The 16563-nt window shown below is 62.2% G+C and carries 10 protein-coding genes; 9 read left to right on the forward strand and 1 reads right to left on the reverse strand.

What is annotated here, in order from left to right; translation table 11 throughout:
- The first annotated feature begins 214 nt into the window (after positions 1-214).
- From ABGM93_RS16735 to ABGM93_RS16760, 6 genes are all read left to right on the forward strand, one after another.
- Positions 215-1315 carry a TRAP transporter substrate-binding protein gene (locus tag ABGM93_RS16735; protein ID WP_321333794.1) on the forward strand — a complete coding sequence of 367 codons (1101 nt, stop codon included), beginning with the start codon at positions 215-217 and terminating at the stop codon, positions 1313-1315.
- 385 nt (positions 1316-1700) lie between these two features.
- Positions 1701-2804: a TRAP transporter substrate-binding protein gene (locus tag ABGM93_RS16740; RefSeq protein WP_321501392.1), complete on the forward strand. Its 1104-nt coding sequence runs from the start codon at positions 1701-1703 to the stop codon at positions 2802-2804.
- 210 nt (positions 2805-3014) lie between these two features.
- On the forward strand, positions 3015-3956 hold the full coding sequence (locus ABGM93_RS16745; protein WP_321501394.1) for a TRAP transporter small permease subunit: 942 nt from the start codon (positions 3015-3017) through the stop codon (positions 3954-3956).
- An 18-nt stretch (positions 3957-3974) separates the two neighbouring features.
- The gene (locus ABGM93_RS16750; RefSeq protein ID WP_321501396.1) at positions 3975-6638 is read left to right on the forward strand and encodes a TRAP transporter large permease subunit; all 2664 of its coding nucleotides are present in this window, start codon (positions 3975-3977) and stop codon (positions 6636-6638) included.
- Between the two features lie 189 nt (positions 6639-6827).
- Positions 6828-7391: a TRAP transporter small permease subunit gene (locus ABGM93_RS16755; protein WP_321501398.1), complete on the forward strand. Its 564-nt coding sequence runs from the start codon at positions 6828-6830 to the stop codon at positions 7389-7391.
- On the forward strand, positions 7388-8977 hold the full coding sequence (locus tag ABGM93_RS16760; protein ID WP_321501400.1) for a TRAP transporter large permease subunit: 1590 nt from the start codon (positions 7388-7390) through the stop codon (positions 8975-8977). The genes ABGM93_RS16755 and ABGM93_RS16760 overlap by 4 nt, the downstream gene beginning before the upstream one ends.
- A 7-nt stretch (positions 8978-8984) precedes the next feature.
- Here the strand turns inward: ABGM93_RS16760 and ABGM93_RS16765 are convergent, their stop codons facing one another.
- Entirely contained in the window at positions 8985-9164 is a 180-nt protein-coding gene (locus tag ABGM93_RS16765) for a hypothetical protein (protein WP_321501403.1), read from the reverse strand.
- Between the two features lie 358 nt (positions 9165-9522).
- Here ABGM93_RS16765 and ABGM93_RS16770 point away from each other — a divergent pair, with 358 nt between their 5' ends.
- From ABGM93_RS16770 to ABGM93_RS16780, 3 genes are all read left to right on the forward strand, one after another.
- On the forward strand, positions 9523-13029 hold the full coding sequence (locus ABGM93_RS16770) for an indolepyruvate ferredoxin oxidoreductase family protein (RefSeq protein ID WP_321501405.1): 3507 nt from the start codon (positions 9523-9525) through the stop codon (positions 13027-13029).
- Positions 13030-13649: 620 nt separating this feature from the next.
- Positions 13650-15638 carry an AMP-binding protein gene (locus ABGM93_RS16775; RefSeq protein ID WP_321505977.1) on the forward strand — a complete coding sequence of 663 codons (1989 nt, stop codon included), beginning with the start codon at positions 13650-13652 and terminating at the stop codon, positions 15636-15638.
- Entirely contained in the window at positions 15635-16450 is an 816-nt protein-coding gene (locus tag ABGM93_RS16780; RefSeq protein WP_319775030.1) for an ABC transporter ATP-binding protein, read from the forward strand. Before ABGM93_RS16775 ends, ABGM93_RS16780 begins: the two co-directional genes overlap by 4 nt.
- The last annotated feature ends 113 nt before the right edge of the window (positions 16451-16563 follow it).

The raw sequence follows: 16563 nt of genomic DNA on the forward strand, positions 1-16563 counted from the left end.
AGGGCTGAATATTTCGAAAATACGATTTCAATCGGAAATATAACCTGTGCCAGGGGGAGGCCGATGCCGCGTCAGTTTCGCTTGTTTCGCCATTAGCCGGGCAATATACCGGCACGAGATCCTTGGCGCAGGCGTCCAGCCTGTGCTGTTTCCTTGAATGGGCGCCACGCGGCGTCGGGCAATAACGCTCCGGAAAAGTGGAGAGGGAAGAGACATGGACCGTCGTGAATTCTTGAAGAAAGCCGGTGTCGGTACTGCGAGCGGAGCTGCTGTCGCGCTTGCAGCGCCTGCCGTCCATGCCCAGACCACCCGCGAAATGATGATCGTGTCCAGCTGGCCGCGGGACTTTCCGGGGCCGGGCACGGGAAGTCAGCGTCTCGCAGAGCGTATCGAAAAGCTCTCCGAGGGGCGTCTTGCGGTGAAGTATTTCGCTGCCGGCGAGCGCGTCGGCGCGTTCGACGTGTTCGATGAAGTGGCCTCGGGCAACGCGCAGGCCTACACCTCGGCCGATTATTACTGGAAGGGCAAGCAGCCGGGCTTTGCCTATTTCACCTCCGTTCCCTTCGGTCTGACCTATGCGGAAATGGATTCCTGGATGAAGTTCGGCGGTGGCCAGCAGTTGTGGGATGAGCTGTCCGACGAATACGGCATCAAGCCGTTTGCATCCGGCAATACCGGCGCGCAGATGGCGGGCTGGTTCAACAAGGAAGTGAACTCGATCGATGATCTGAACGGTCTGAAGATGCGCATCCCGGGTCTGGGCGGCGACATCATGTCGAAGCTCGGCGTGGCCCCGGTGTCGCTTCCCGCCAGCCAGAGCTACGAGGCGCTGGTGTCCGGCGCCATCGATGCCGCGGAGTGGATCGGGCCCTGGAACGACTACTTCCTGAAGTATTACGAAGTGGCGAAGTACTACTATTATCCGGGCATGCACGAGGCGGCATCCCAGCTTTCCATGGGCGTCAACAAGTCCTGGTTCATGGATCTTCCCGAGATCGACCGCGAGATCATCGAAGCTTCCTGCATGATCGAGAACGCCATGACGATGGCGGAATTCAATCACAAGAGCGGCATCTATCTCGACAAGCTGATCAATGAGCACGGCGTGAAGGTGCGTGGCTATTCGGAAGAAATCATCGACGCGATCGGCGAGGCCGCAGATGAGGTGTTTGCCACGACAGTGGAGCATTCCGACCTGACCCGCCGCATTCACGAGAGCTTCGTCAAGGCGCGTGGCGAACTCGGCCGCTGGATGGTGCTGTCGGATGCCGGCTACACCCAGCAGCGCAACCGGGTTCTCGGCATTACTGCCTGATTGCTCAACAGGTAACGCGGTTCGCGGGTTGCAAGACCTGCGAGCCGCACGTCTTGCGTTTTACCGTATATGTCCGTAAAAACAGGCGCTGGGGGAGGATTCGTGTTTTTGCGTACTGTGTGAGCGCATTGCCAAGGATGCGGATCCTTGATTTGTTATTCAAATGTGCGGGTTTCGCTGCACAAAATTCCATCAAAACCATTTAATTTCACAAGTTTTGATGGCCCCAGGGACTTTTCCTTGTGTGCCGTTAGGACATGCGCTTTATATCAGGTAGGAGATCCCGGTAATGGGACCTGCGCGTTCATGTCGGTTGGGAGGCCAGCATGAGCAGCCTGCGAAACGCTGCCGACACGGTGCACGCAGTTAATTTTGGGAGGTACTCATGAATCGACGTTCATTCCTCAAGAACGCGGGGCTTGGCGCTGGCGCCGCCGCTGCCGCCACCACTCTGGCCACCCCCGCCGTTCATGCCCAGAACGTCACCGACATGGTGATCGTGTCCACCTGGCCGCGGGATTTTCCGGGTCTGGGCACCTCTGCCCAGCGTCTCGCCGCCCGTATCGGTGAGCTTTCCGAAGGGCGCCTCAACGTCCAGTACTTCGCCGCCGGCGAACGCGTCGGTGCCTTCGACAGCTTCGATGAAGTCGCCTCCGGCAATGCGCAGGCCTATATCGGCGCCGATTACTACTGGAAGGGCAAGCATCCGGCCTGGGCCTATTTTGCTTCCGTGCCCTTCGGCCTGACCTATCCGGAGATGGACGCCTGGATGAAATTCGGCGGCGGCCAGGCCCTGTGGGACGAACTGGCCGACGACTACGGCCTTCAGAACTTTGCCGCCGGCAATACCGGCGTGCAGATGGGCGGCTGGTTCAACAAGGAAATCGAGACCGAGGATGACCTCAAGGGTCTGAAGATGCGTATTCCGGGCCTTGGCGGTGACGTGCTGGCCAAGCTTGGCGCGTCTCCGGTCTCGCTTCCCGGCGGCCAGATCTACGAAAACCTCGTCTCCGGCGCGATCGATGCCACCGAGTGGGTGGGGCCGTGGAACGACTATTTCCTCAAGCTCTACGAGGCCGCGCAATACTATTACTATCCCGGCATGCACGAGCCCGGCCTTCAGCTTGCGCTCGGCACCAACAAGTCCTGGTATACGGGCCTGTCCGCGGCCGACCAGCAGATCATCAAGGCCGCCTGCATGGAGGAAAACGCCATGCAGTGCGCCGAGACGAACCAGAATAACGGCCTCTATCTCGACAAGCTCTTGAACGAACACGGCGTGAAGCTCAGGAAGTTCTCCGACGAGATCTACGACGCTTTCGGCGAGGCATCGGAGGCGGTGTTCTCAGAGACGATGGAGCATTCCGATCTTGCCCGTCGCACCCATGAGAGCTTCGCCAAGGCCCGATCTGAGCTGGGTCGCTGGATGCTGCTTGCCGACACCGGTTATACCGAACAGCGTAACCGCGTTCTGGGCATTACCGTCTGATCGCGCCAGTCTGACGGGCGGGTGGGCCGATCCGGTCCGCCCGCTCTTTTCCTGTTAAACAGGGCTTCGCAATGCGGCGCGTCATCGGCGCGTTCATCTGCGAGGGGGGGGGAAGGTCGAAGGTGGGCGCCGCGTGCGAATGTCTCCGGCCAGAACAATCGAAATAGCGCGTGCGGGCTTTGGTCCCCAGCAGGTTCGAACGAGAGTGCAATGATATTCCGTCTCTTCGGTTGGTCGGTTCTTGCCGTCCTCGCAGCCTATCTGCTCAACAACTACCTCACATACTGGCAGGATCTGCCGGGGGCGGGTGCCTTTGCGTCCGGCGACCCGATGGGGATCCTCCAGGCGGCCCTTTATGTCGGCGGGCTGGCATTGGCTTTTCTCTATGTCGCGCGCAGCAAGGACACGTCGCTACGCGACGACTCCCGGCGGATCTCCGACATCAATGCCTTTCTCATCCGCGCCGCCTTCTGGTCGGTGCTGATCGTGGGGCTGACCGACATGGTGATCTCGTTCCTGCGCGTGGAGGACTTCCTTCCCTCCGTGGTCGGGTCGGATATCGCTGGCGATCTCGGGCGTTCGCAATGGCGGGGGCCCTATGTCCACATTCCGCTGATCGGCCTGTCCATCGTGATCGCGGCCTTCACCACCACGCTCGGTTTTCCCTGGCTGGCGCTTCTGGTCGTGGCGGCGGAACTGCTGATCGTGCTGTGCCGCTTCATCTTTTCCTACGAGCAGGCTTTCATGGCCGATCTCGTGCGTTTCTGGTACGCGGCGCTGTTCCTGTTCGCCAGCGCCTACACGCTGAAGGAAGAGGGGCATGTGCGGGTGGACGTGTTCTACGCCAGCTTCAAGCCGCGCACGAAAGGCTTCGTGAATGCCTTCGGTTCTGTGGTCTTCGGCATTGCGCTTTGCTGGGTGGTTCTGATCGTCGGCATGGGCGGCAAATCGAACATCATCAACTCTCCGCTCTTGTCGTTTGAGACGACGCAGGCCGGCTTCGGGCTTTACGTGAAGTATCTGATGGCCGGGTTCCTGGCGATCTTCGCGACGTCGATGATGATCCAGTTCACAAGCTATTTCCTTGATGCGGTCGCCGATATTCGCGGCGAGCCGGGTGGTCGCGACCACGACGTTCACGCCATCCAGTAGCCGTTCAGAGAGACACCCATGGAACTCTTCTTTCTTCTTCTCCTTGTTCTCCTGATGGCGCTGGCGCTTGGCATCGGTTTTCCGGTGGCCTTTGCACTGCCGGGTTCCGCCATTGTGACCATCGCCATCGCGGCCGGGTCGGGCTGGCTGTTTGCTGGCAGTCCCGATGCCTATTTCGCGCTCGGTGGCCCCAGCCAGTGGCTGTCGGCGGGCGTGACCAACTTCAGAGGCGTCTATTGGGAGGCGGAGCGAGATACGCTCATCGCCATCCCGCTTTTCGTCTTCATGGGCATCATGCTCCAGCGCTCCAAGATCGCGGAGGATCTGCTGGTCACCATGGCGACGCTGTTCGGCCCCGTGCCGGGCGGTCTCGGTATCTCGGTCGTCTTCGTGGGGGCGCTGCTTGCGGCCACCACCGGAATCGTGGGGGCAACCGTGGTGGCCATGGGCCTGATCTCGCTGCCTGCCATGTTGCGCTCCAATTATTCGGTGCCGCTGGCCACAGGCACGATCGCGGCCTCCGGCACACTGGGGCAGATCATTCCGCCGTCCATCGTGCTCATCATTCTGGCCGACCAGCTTGCAAGCGCGGTCGATCAGGCGGGGACGTTGCGCCAGCAGCTCTACAAGGCCTCGACTGGCGAGATTTCGATGCCGTCGGATTTCGCGGTGGTCTCCACGTCCGCCGGTGAAATGTTCCTCGGCGCCTTCATCCCCGGCATGCTGCTTGTTGGCATCTACATGCTGTTCATCCTGGGCTTTGCGATCGCAAAACCCCATCTGGCGCCTTCGGTTCGCACGGGTGAGAAGATCAACGGCGCGTTCCTCTTGAAGGTCACGGTCACGCTGGTGCCGCCGCTGGCGCTGATCTTCCTGGTGCTGGGCTCCATCATCGCGGGTGTCGCGACGGTGAACCAGGCCGGTGCAATCGGCGCCGCGGGGGCGATGGTCATGGCCGGCTACCGTCTGCGCGATGGCGAGAAGGGGGCCTATGCGCCCGCGATCATCACCGTGATCGCCCTGATCGCCATCTCCATGGTGGTCGGGTTCCACTCGGTCAACATCAAGTCCATCCAGACCAGCGCCGACGTGACCGCGCTGGTGGTGGCGGGCATCGGCGTGTCGCTGCTGCTGATCGCCGTCTTCTGGAGTGGCTGGCGTACGCTGAAATTCGAAAACACGCTGCGCGGCGTGATGCTTGAGACCGCGAAAACGTCTTCGCTGGTTTTCATCATCCTGATCGGTGCGGCCATGCTCACCGCGGCGTTCCGCGCGTTTGGCGGTGAAGAGCTCGTGCGTGAGTTCCTGCAGGGCCTGCCGGGTGGCTTCTGGATGCAGTTCTTCATCGTGATGATGGTGATCTTCATCCTCGGTTTCTTCCTCGATTTCATCGAAATCGCGGTGGTCGTCGTGCCGATCGTCGCGCCGATCCTGCTGGCCGATCCCGGTGCGAATGTCACCGCGGTGTGGCTGGGCGTGATGATCGGTCTCAACATCCAGACCTCGTTCCTCACGCCGCCCTTCGGCTTTGCGCTGTTCTATCTGCGCGGTGTCGCTCCGCCGACCGTGCGCACGACCGCCATCTACAAGGGTGTCGTTGCCTTCATCGGTCTTCAGCTTCTGGCGCTTCTGATCGTCGGGTTCTATCCGGCGCTGGTGAACTATCTGCCGAACCGCGTGTCGTTGACGTCGGACACGGCGCCGCCGCCGAAGAACCCGCGCCTGCAATATTGCATCGAAGAATGGGACCGCGAGCAGTTCGCCGAGAATGGCGACCAGATCAAGGCCGCCATTGCCAAGGCCGGGTCGCTTGATCTGACGGTTCTGCCAAAGGACCTGGCGGGCGATTTGGCGAAATCGATCGAAATGGCGGGCAAGGCGATGCCTGCGATGGACGAGATCGTTGCCGTCGAGGAGGCGGTGGCCAGGGCTGCGGTCGCCTATCGTCCGTTGCACGGCGAAGTTCGCCAGCTTGAACGTGATGCGCGTCGCATCGAAGCGAAGATCGAGGATCAGGAGCTGATCATTCAGCGCGCGGGTCCCAATGGCATCTACTCCGAAGCCGCGGGCAAAAAGGCCCAGATCAAAATGGAGGGGCTGAAGGCTGAAAAAGCCGCCCTTGAAGCCCAGATCCCGGCTGAGTGGGACGAGAAGCACAAGGCCTTCGCCAAGATCCAGCGGGAGGAGGACAAGGCGCGTCTGACCTTCCGCCGCACGGTGGATCAGGCTTATGAGCCGCTTCAGGAGATCCTGGCGGTTCTCCATGCGACCGATGCCTTCGCGGCGCTGGAGGATGACCTTCGCTCGCTCGACACCAAGCTCGCTCAGATGGAGCCGGCGGCCTATGTCGACTATGTGGAGGACGTCCGCTCGCGTGTCGGTGAGGTTGACGGGGCGGGGGATATCCGCTCCGGCGTCAATGCCGTGCGCAAGGCCATGCGGTCCAGGACGCCCGATCCGGAAGCAGCGCGCGAAGCCATTGCGAAGACCCTGCAAACGTTCCAGAGCGAACTTGCGTGGCGTCGCGAGGCTTCCCGGAAGCTGCTGCCGGAACTGGAAGCCTATGATGCCGCCATCCGCGACACGATCGGCCTGCGCGCCCAGCCGCGTTTGCCGGAGGAACAGGCCCTCTACGTGGCCGCCTGCTCGTCCGGGCATCGCGACGTGTCGCTGAGCTTCTGATCGAATGCCGCCTTCCGCGCCGGGTCCGGTGCGGGAGGCATCCTCCCGTCTTTGCCCCGGATCGTTCTGAAGACCCCGGAGGCAGAACCGGCCTTCCCATCAAGGGCCCCTCCTGGACCGCTGGTCTGCCGGTTCTCAATTCGCAAGCGCAATGCCCTGCGGATGCAACGTCTTAGCGGAAGTCCGAACATGCTCGCCGCCGCCCTTCTTATCGACCGGATCTCTATCTCCATCGGTCGCGCCGTCGCCTGGGCCTTGCCGCTCATGGTGGTCATCCAGGTTGCCGTCGTCCTGATGCGCTATGTCTTCGGACTGGGATCGATCTGGATGCAGGAATCGATCGTCTATCTCCATGCCGCCACCTTCATGCTCGCCGGCGCCTACACGCTGAGCGTGGATGCCCATGTGCGGGTGGACATTTTCTATCGCGAGGCACGCCCGCGTGTGCGCGCATTGGTGGATACGCTGGGGGCGGCGTTTTTTCTGGTGCCGATGTGTTTGGTGATCCTGGACTATGCCTGGCCCTATGTGGCGCGCTCCTGGTCGATCCTGGAAGGCTCGCGGGAGACGTCTGGCATCCAGGCCGTGTTCCTGTTGAAGACGCTGATCCTCGTTTTCGCGGGCCTCATGGCGCTTCAGGCGGTTGCGATCGTGCTGCGCGGTCTTTGCGCGCTCGCCGGTCAGCCCACGGCGCTCTTGCGCTTTACCCGTCAGGCGGGGCCTGACGGCGAGGAGGTCCGGTCGGCGTCATGAGTGTCCTGCCCTTCGATATTGTCCATTCGCTCGATATCGCCATGTTCGCGGCCGCCTGCGTGATGCTCATGAGCGGCTATCCGGTTGCTTTTACACTGGCCGGGGTTGCGCTGGTTTTCGCTCTTTTCGGCCATTTGGCGGGCGCTCCGATCACGCTTGCCGCGCTGCCATCGCGCATTTTCGGTCAGATGACCAATGAGGTTCTGGTGGCTGTGCCGCTCTTCATCTTCATGGGGGTGGTGCTGGAACGCTCACGAGTGGCCGAGGATCTTCTGGAATCCATGGGCCGTCTGTTCGGGCGGATGAATGGCGGTCTGGCGCTGGCTGTCACGCTGGTCGGGGCCTTGCTTGCCGCGTCCACCGGCATCGTCGGGGCGACCGTTGTCACCATGGGGCTGATGTCGCTTCCGACCATGCTGCGCAACGGCTATTCGCCTTCGCTTGCCTGTGGCGGCATCGCGGCGGCAGGAACGCTCGGCCAGATCATTCCGCCGTCCATCGTTCTGGTCATTCTGGGTGACCAGCTCGCCAGCGCCTATCAAAAGGCGCAGATGGAAATGGGGAATTTCGCGCCCGACACCGTGTCGGTGGGCGATCTCTTCGCCGGCGCCTTGCTGCCCGGCCTGATGCTGGTAGGTCTCTATATCGCGTGGCAGATGACGGTCGCGCTTTTCAGTCCGAAGTCCGCGCCCGCCATGATCGCGGATGACGAGGAGGCGGTGGATCTCGATCTGCTCGGCTCGCTGATGCCGCCGGTCGTGCTCATCATTGCCGTGCTGGGCTCCATTCTGGCGGGCATTGCCACGCCGACGGAAGCGGCGGGCGTCGGGGCTGCCGGTGCGCTGCTCCTTGCCGGGAACCGGCTCAAGGAGGGGGCGAGCCGGGCCGTGATGTTGGCCTTTGCGAGCCTTGTCGGGCTTCTTGTGCTGACGGCCTTCGTCGATCTCAGGCCCATGCGGGAGGAGATCCCCACCGGCGATCTTGTCGGCATTGTCGTGGCGATCATTCTGTCGGCGCTGTTTGCGGGAAGCTTCGCGCTGGTTCTGTTGCGGCTGATGCGCTCGGGCATGCTGGGCGATGTCTCGCGCCAGGGCGCTCGCATCACCTCCATGGTCTTCGCCATCGTGATCGGCGCGAGCTTCTTTTCGCTCGTCTTCCGAGACCTTGGCGGCGAGGAACTGGTGAAGTCGGCCCTGTCCGGGCTTCCCGGCGGCACCCTTGGCGCTGTCATCGCCGTCATGGTGGTGATGTTCGTTCTCGGCTTCTTTCTCGATTTCCTGGAGATCGTCTTCGTTGTCGTGCCGTTGGTCGCGCCGGTGCTTCTGAAGATGGAAATGCCGGATGGCGAGCTGATGAGCCCGGTGTGGCTTGCTGTGATGATGGCGGTCAATCTCCAGACGTCGTTCCTGACGCCGCCCTTCGGCTTTGCGCTGTTCTATCTGCGCGGCGTGGCACCGGATACGGTGCGCACCTCGGCCATCTACAAGGGCATCATTCCCTATGTGCTCCTGCAGATGGGGGCGCTGGCCCTGATCTGGTTCCTGCCGCAGATCGCGACTTGGTTGCCGAAGGTCATATACGGCTGATGTCGCCTCAGAAGCGGCGGCTGTAGCAGGCGAGCGCCAGCACCAGATAGCCGATGGCGATGAGCCACAGCGGAGCGATCGGCAGGACGATCACCGTGGTGACGGCATCGATGAGGCCGATGCCGACGAGGATCAGGGAGACGAGAAAAGCTGTCTGATTGGGGGCGTTGACGCTGATGCGCTTCATGAATTCGTATCCTTACGTGTATGACGGGCAAGAAGTGATCGACTTCCTGGGACAGGGGCTATTGCCGACATCCCAAGCATCCGGTTCTCGATTTCATTGGAAACGCACGGGCAACGTTTTGGTTCGATCTTGGGGCCACGGGATGTGCCCCCAATAAACCATTTGACGCAGCGTAGCCGTCTCGTTCAATCTGCGGACCGATATCTTGGGAGGCCGCAAATCTGACGGCCATCGTCAGCGGCGATTTGATCGATGCGGATGCAATGTCCGCAGGCGCAGCACCGGCCTCCGGGCCCGGTCGGCTGGCGCGCGCCGCATGACGATCCGCAAACTGCATGAAATTCAAATGGGAGATGATATGCGCCTGAAACCGGTTCGCCTTGATGACAAATATGACCTCGACGTCGATCAGGTCTTCGTCTCCGGAACCCAGGCGCTGATCCGCCTTGCCTTGATGCAGAAGGCGCTCGACGAGAAGGCCGGTCTTGTGACCGGCGGCTATATCACGGGTTATCGAGGCTCTCCCCTTGGCGCGCTCGATCAGCAATTCGCGCGGGCAAAGAAACTCCTTGAGCCGCGCGACATCCACTTCCAGCCCGCCATCAACGAAGATCTTGCCGCGACCGCCCTGTGGGGGACGCAGCAGGTCGCCCTGCGCGGTGAGGGGCGTGTGCAGGGTGTCTTCGGTGTCTGGTATGGCAAGGGCCCCGGTGTGGATCGCTCCGGCGATGCCCTGCGTCACGCCAATCTGGCGGGAACCTCGCCCCATGGGGGCGTTCTGGCGCTGATGGGCGATGACCACACCTGCGAAAGCTCCACCACCGCGCACCAGTCCGAATATGCCTTTGTGGATGCCATGATTCCGGTTCTGAACCCGGCGGGCGTTCAGGAAATGTTGGATTTCGGCCTGCATGGCTGGGCGCTGTCGCGGTTTGCCGGTACCTGGGCGGCGATGAAGCTCGTCAAGGACAACGTGGAATCGACCGGATCGATCGACGGCTCGCTTTCCCGTTTCGCACCCATCCTGCCGGATTTCCCGTTCCCGCCCGGCGGGCCGCATATCCGGGTCAGCGATCCCCCTCTGGCGCAGGAGGAGCGCCTTCACGAGGTGAAGCTGCCGGCCGTGATGGCCTATCTTGCCGCCAACGGTCTCGACCGGATCGTGCACTCCGGCGGTCAGAAGGCGCGTATCGGCATCGTTTCCACCGGCAAGAGCTGGCTTGATGTGTTGCAGGCGCTCGACAGTCTCGGGCTCGACGAGGTGGCCTGCGCCAATTCCGGCATCCGGCTTTACAAGGTCGGGTGCACCTGGCCGCTGGAGCCGGGGGGTATCCGCCGCTTCGCGGAGGGGCTGGAACAGGTCATCGTCGTGGAGGAAAAGCGCGGTCTCATCGAGAGCCAGATGCGCGAGATCCTCTATGGCATCGCCAATGCGCCTTCCATTGTCGGCAAGCGGGACGAGGTGGGGGAATGGCTTTTCCCAGCGAAGGCCGCGCTTGATGCCAATGACATCGCGGTCGGTATCGGCGAGCGTGTCGCGCGCATCGCGCCCAATGAGGAACTGGTCGCGCGCACGAAATCTCTGGCGCAAGCGCAAGCCGCCTGGCGCACCAACGAGGATGTAGCCACCCGCACACCCTATTTCTGCGCGGGCTGCCCGCACAATTCCTCCACCGTCGTGCCGGAGGGCTCGCGCGCCTATGCCGGGATCGGCTGCCATTACATGGTGCAGTGGATGGACCGCAACACCGAGGGCTACACCCAGATGGGCGGCGAGGGCGCCAACTGGGTGGGCGAGGCGCCCTTTTCGGTGCGCAAGCATGTCTTCCAGAACCTCGGCGACGGCACCTACAATCATTCCGGCTATCTGGCGATCCGGGCGGCGGCGGCCAGCAAGGCCAACATCACCTACAAGATCCTCTACAACGACGCGGTCGCAATGACCGGCGGGCAGCCCCATGACGGCGGGCTCACCGTGCCGCAGATCGCGGCGCAGGTGGCGGCGGAAGGGGCGAGCCGGGTCGCCATCGTGACCGACGAGCCCGGCAAGTATCCGGCCTCCATCGGCTGGCCGGAAGGAACGACCATCCAGCATCGCGACGAGTTGCTGGAAGTGGAACGCGAGATGGCGAAGGTGCCCGGTCTCTCGGTGCTGATCTATGATCAGACTTGTGCTGCGGAAAAGCGGCGGCGTCGCAAGCGGGGCACCTTTCCCGACCCCGATCGGCGCGTCGTCATCAATGAGCTGGTCTGCGAAGGCTGCGGTGATTGCGGTGTGAAATCGAACTGTGTCGCCATTCAGCCGCTGGAGACGGAGTTTGGCCGCAAGCGGCAGATCGACCAGTCGAGCTGCAACAAGGACTTTTCCTGTCTGAAAGGGTTCTGCCCGAGCTTTGTCACGGTTGAGGGCGGGAAGCTGCGCAAGAAGCCTGCCGGGGTGCCGGATACGGCGGGGCGGCCTGACGTTTCCGGCCTGCCCGCGCCGCAACAGGCTGAGCTTGGCGACAGGTCCTATGGCATCCTTCTTACCGGCGTGGGCGGCACGGGCGTCGTGACCGTCGGGGCGGTGCTCGGCATGGCGGCGCATTTGGAAGGCAAGGGCATCGGCATCATCGACATGGCCGGGCTCGCGCAGAAGGGCGGGGCGGTCACCAGCCATATCCGCCTTGCCAAGGATCCTGCGCAGATCCACTCCATCCGTGTTGGCGCAGGTGCCGCCGACCTGGTCATCGGCTGCGATATCGTCGTGGCGGGCTCAGCCAAGGTGCTGACGGCGGCGGACCCGTCGCGCTCCACCATTGTCGTCAACACCCATGAGACCTATCCCGGCAGCTTCACCCATGATGCCGACTTCTCGTTGCCCTCGCGCCGTCTGATCGAGGCAATCGGGCAGAGGGCGAAGCCGGGGCGTTCGCGGTTCGTCGATGCCACGCGCATCGCCACGGCGCTGATGGGCGACGCCATCGCCGCCAACATGTTCATGCTGGGTCTGGCCTGGCAGACGGGCGGCGTTCCGCTTTCGGCGGAAGCCATCGAGAAGGCCATCGAGATGAACGGCGTGGCGGTGGAGATGAACCGCGACGCGTTCCGCTGGGGGCGGCTTGCGGGGCATGATATCGCCAGCGTCGAGGCCCTCTTGAAGCGACCGGTGGCCTTGGAGACTTCAGCGGAGATCTCCGGCAGCGACAGTCAGCGGCTTTCCGAAACGCTGGAGGAGGCGATCGAGCGGCGAACGCGCTTCCTCGTGGACTATCACGGCGGTTCCTATGCCGAGGCGTTCACGGACCGGATTTCCAGGCTTCGTCAGGCGGAAGAAAAGGCGATGCCCGGTTCAACGGTGCTGGTGGAGGCGGCTGCGCGCAATCTCTTCAAGCTGATGGCGATCAAGGATGAATACGAGGTCGCCCGGCTTTACACGGACGGCTCTTTCCGTCGTCAGCTCAAAGCCCAGTTCGAAAGCTGGTCCAAGGTGAAGCTGCATCTTGCCCCGCCCATTCTGGGCGGCGTCGACCCGGCAACGGGGGAGGCGAAGAAGCGCACATTCGGGCCCTGGATCATGCCGTTCCTCAAGGTGCTGGCGGGGATGCGGCGCATTCGCGGCTCGGTGTTCGATCCCTTCGCGCGCTTTGCCGATCGCAAGATGGAATATGCCCTTCGTGACGACTACATGTTCGTCCTCGATGAGGTGGCCGCTGCGCTCGATGCGGACAATCATGCGGCTGCCGTCGCGCTTGCGGCGTGGCCGGAGGTGATCCGCGGCTATGGGTATATCCGCCGTGAGGCGATGGAGGCGGCCCAGCCGTTGCGCGACGGTCTGCTCGATGCTTTCCGGCGGCGCGAGCCGCTGGCTGCCGCCGCCCAGTAGCGGGCGGGCGCGCGACGGACGGTCCTCGTCCCAGAGAGCCGCCAGCTTGGATTTTCATGAGCGAGAAAGAGCGCGTCGCCGGGCAGGTGGCGCGCTCTTTGTTTCATTGGCTCCTGACATTTGTCCGCCTGTCTTTGCCCGCGGCAACCCGGCATGGTTGCGATGATGGTGATTGCCCGTCCCTCTGGTCCTTGTGCGGTGCATTGTAGCTGCAGCCTTTCGCGTGTGGCTTCGACCACGCAAGCGCGCTGTCTTCGGGCTCCTGATTGTCTAAATTGTCAATACAAAACAGGCAAATAGCATAAATTACGTAGGGTACGAAATGGCAGGTGATTTTGCGTTGCAATAGAATACTGCGATGCAGAAATAATATCTGATCTGCGTAAACAGTATGCAATCGGATAAATTCACATCTATTAACGTAAGGGGGCTTGATATTCGTGTTAAGCTCCGCCCATTATCCTTTCACAAACAAAACAAATACCCGCTTATAAAGATCACCTTCGGCGGGAAGCGATATGAGGGAACGCATGACGGAAGCGGTTACGGCCGCGGCCGGGAGGGTCAGCGTCTCGAAAACCGGCGCGCCGGAAGCGGGGGCTTCCACGGCGCCCATGGCAATGCAGTCGAAGTCCGCTGCCGGCCATTCGAGTGAGGATACCTTTCCGAAGTTGCTGCTGCGCAATGCGCGCATTCGGGGACAGAAGCCGGCGATCCGAAAGAAGGATCTCGGCATCTGGCAGGCATGGACCTGGGAAGACGTGCACGACGTGGTGCGCGACTTCTCGCTCGGGCTGTCCGGGCTCGGCTTTCAGCCGGGCGACAAGCTCGCCATCGTGGGCACGAACCGGCCCCGGCTCTACTGGTCGATGGTGGCGGCGCAATCGCTGGGCGGCGTTCCGGTGCCGGTCTATTCCGATTCCGTTGCCGAAGAGATGGCCTATGTGCTTGAGCATGCGGGTGTGCGCTTCGCCGTGGTCGAGGACCAGGAACAGGTCGACAAGCTTCTCTCCATCGCCGACAAGCTGCCCGCGCTGGAGCAGATCGTCTATGACGAGACGCGGGGCCTGCGCGACTATGAGCAGGGCCACCTTCATTCCTTCGACGCGGTGCAGAATGCGGGGCGGGCCTTGCGCTTTGCCCAACCCAATGCCGAAGCCGACTGGCTGGAGCGGATTGGCGAGGGCAAGGGCGCCGATCTTTCCATCATCCTCTACACCTCCGGCACGACCGGGCGACCGAAGGGGGTGATGCTCTCGCATGAGAACCTCATCATCTCCGCCGGACACGCCAATGCGTTCGACGCGCTGGACGAAAACGAGGAGACGCTCGCCTACCTGCCGCTCGCCTGGATCGGCGACTTTGTCTTCTCCGTCGCCCAATCCTACATAGCGGGCTATTGCGTGAACTGTCCGGAAAGCCCGGAAACCGCGTTTGACGACCGGCGGGAAATCGGGCCGACCTATTTCTTCGCGCCGCCGCGCGTGTTCGAAGGTCTTCTGACGCTGATCATGGTGCGCATGGAAGATGCGGGCCGCGCCAAGAAGAAGATGTTCGACTACTTCATGGATGTGGCCCGTCGTTCGGGCGAAAAGATCCTGAACGGGGAGCCGGCTCCCTTTTCCGACCGTCTTCTCTACTGGCTCGGCGAGTTTCTCGTTTACGGCCCGATGAAGAACCGAATGGGCTTCTCGCGGCTGAAGGTGGGCTACACGGCGGGCGAGGCCATCGGGCCGGAGATCTTCCGTTTCTACCGTTCGCTCGGTCTCAACCTGAAGCAGCTTTACGGCCAGACGGAAGCCAGCGTCTATATCGCGATGCAGCCCGATGGCGAGATCCTGGGCGACACCGTGGGCAAGCCCGCGCCGGATGTCGAGATCAAGATCGCCGACAATGGCGAGATCCTCTATCGCAGCCCCGGCACCTTTGTCGGCTACTACAAGGACGAGGCGGCCACCCGCGAAACCAAGACCGAAGACGGCTGGGTGCATGCGGGCGATGCCGGGTTCTTCACCGAAGAGGGGCACATCAAGATCATCGACCGCGCCAAGGATGTCGGGCGGCTTTCCGATGGCGCGCTGTTTGCCCCGAAATATCTGGAGAACAAGCTCAAGTTCTTCCCCAATATCAAGGAGGCGGTCGCCTTTGGCGACGGGCGCGACAAGGTTTGCGTCTTCATCAATATCGACCTGACCTCGGTGGGAAGCTGGGCGGAGCGCAACAACGTCAACTATGCCAGCTATCAGGAGCTGGCCGCCAATGCCCGCGTCTACGAGATGATCGAAGCGCATGTGGACCAGGTGAACCGCGATCTCGCGGGCGAGCCGCTGATGGCGGGCGCGCAGATCCACCGTTTCCTCGTGTTGCACAAGGAACTGGATGCCGATGACGGCGAGCTGACCCGCACACAGAAGGTGCGCCGCTCCTTTATCGCGGAACGCTACGGTCCGCTGATCGAGGCGCTTTACGAGGGGGTTGGCCGCAAACATGTGGTGACGGAAGTCACCTTCGAGGACGGCCGCAAGGGCTCCATCGAGGCGGATGTGGAGATCCGCGACATGAAAACCTACCCGGCCAAGGGTGACGGCGTCAGGGAGGCGGCTGAATGAACGCGCATGTGGATCCGGCAGAGGCCCGCGTTCCCGCGGACAGGGAAGAAGTCCTTCTGAAGGTGGACAACGTTTCGCTGTTCTTCGGCGGCGTGAAGGCCATCACCAACATCTCCTTCGATATCCGAAAGGGCGAGATCCGCGCGATCATCGGTCCCAACGGTGCGGGCAAGACGTCGATGCTCAACGTCATCAACGGTTTCTATCACCCGCAGGTCGGCACGATCACCTGGCGCGGCGAAGTCCGGCGCAAGATGCGGCCCTACGAGGCGGCCAGCCAGGGCATCGCGCGCACCTTCCAGAATGTTGCCCTTTTCAAGGGCATGACGACGCTCGACAACATCATGTCGGGACGCACGCTCGCCATGAAGCGCAATTTCTTTTGGCAGCTGCTGCGCCACGGGCCTGCGCTGGACGAGGAAATCGCCCATCGGCGCCGGGTGGAGGAAATCATCGACTTTCTCGAAATCGAACATATCCGCAAGACGCCGGTCGGGCGCCTGCCCTACGGCTTGCAGAAGCGGGTCGAGCTTGGGCGCGCGCTGGCCATGGAGCCGGAGCTTCTGCTGCTGGATGAACCCATGGCGGGCATGAACCTGGAAGAGAAAGAGGACATGAGCCGCTACATCGTCGATGTGAACGAGCAGTTCGGCACGACGATCGCGCTCATCGAGCACGACATGGGCGTGGTGATGGATCTGTCCGACCGCGTGGTGGTGCTCGACTACGGCAAGAAGATCGCCGACGGGCCGCCCGATGAGGTCAAGTCCAACCAGGATGTGATCGACGCCTATCTGGGCGTGGCGCATTGAGGGCCGGATTGATGAGCCGTTCCGGTATCAAGCCCGCGCATCGCATCGGCGTGGCGGCTTCCATTTACAAGGGGGCTGCGACCGGTAGAGAGGCGGCCTGTGGGCCATCGTGC

The sequence above is a fragment of the Breoghania sp. genome (genome assembly GCF_963674635.1).
GTDB lineage: Bacteria > Pseudomonadota > Alphaproteobacteria > Rhizobiales > Stappiaceae > Breoghania.

Bases quoted from the DNA above. Each gene is read 5' to 3' on its own strand.
- ABGM93_RS16780 (WP_319775030.1), top strand. From the start codon at position 15,635: ATGAACGCGCATGTGGATCCGGCAGAGGCCCGCGTTCCCGCGGACAGG.
- ABGM93_RS16760 (WP_321501400.1), top strand. From the start codon at position 7,388: ATGAGTGTCCTGCCCTTCGATATTGTCCATTCGCTCGATATCGCCATG.
- ABGM93_RS16740 (WP_321501392.1), top strand. From the start codon at position 1,701: ATGAATCGACGTTCATTCCTCAAGAACGCGGGGCTTGGCGCTGGCGCC.
- ABGM93_RS16765 (WP_321501403.1), bottom strand. From the start codon at position 9,164: ATGAAGCGCATCAGCGTCAACGCCCCCAATCAGACAGCTTTTCTCGTC.
- ABGM93_RS16745 (WP_321501394.1), top strand. From the start codon at position 3,015: ATGATATTCCGTCTCTTCGGTTGGTCGGTTCTTGCCGTCCTCGCAGCC.
- ABGM93_RS16750 (WP_321501396.1), top strand. From the start codon at position 3,975: ATGGAACTCTTCTTTCTTCTTCTCCTTGTTCTCCTGATGGCGCTGGCG.
- ABGM93_RS16755 (WP_321501398.1), top strand. From the start codon at position 6,828: ATGCTCGCCGCCGCCCTTCTTATCGACCGGATCTCTATCTCCATCGGT.
- ABGM93_RS16775 (WP_321505977.1), top strand. From the start codon at position 13,650: ATGCAGTCGAAGTCCGCTGCCGGCCATTCGAGTGAGGATACCTTTCCG.
- ABGM93_RS16735 (WP_321333794.1), top strand. From the start codon at position 215: ATGGACCGTCGTGAATTCTTGAAGAAAGCCGGTGTCGGTACTGCGAGC.
- ABGM93_RS16770 (WP_321501405.1), top strand. From the start codon at position 9,523: ATGCGCCTGAAACCGGTTCGCCTTGATGACAAATATGACCTCGACGTC.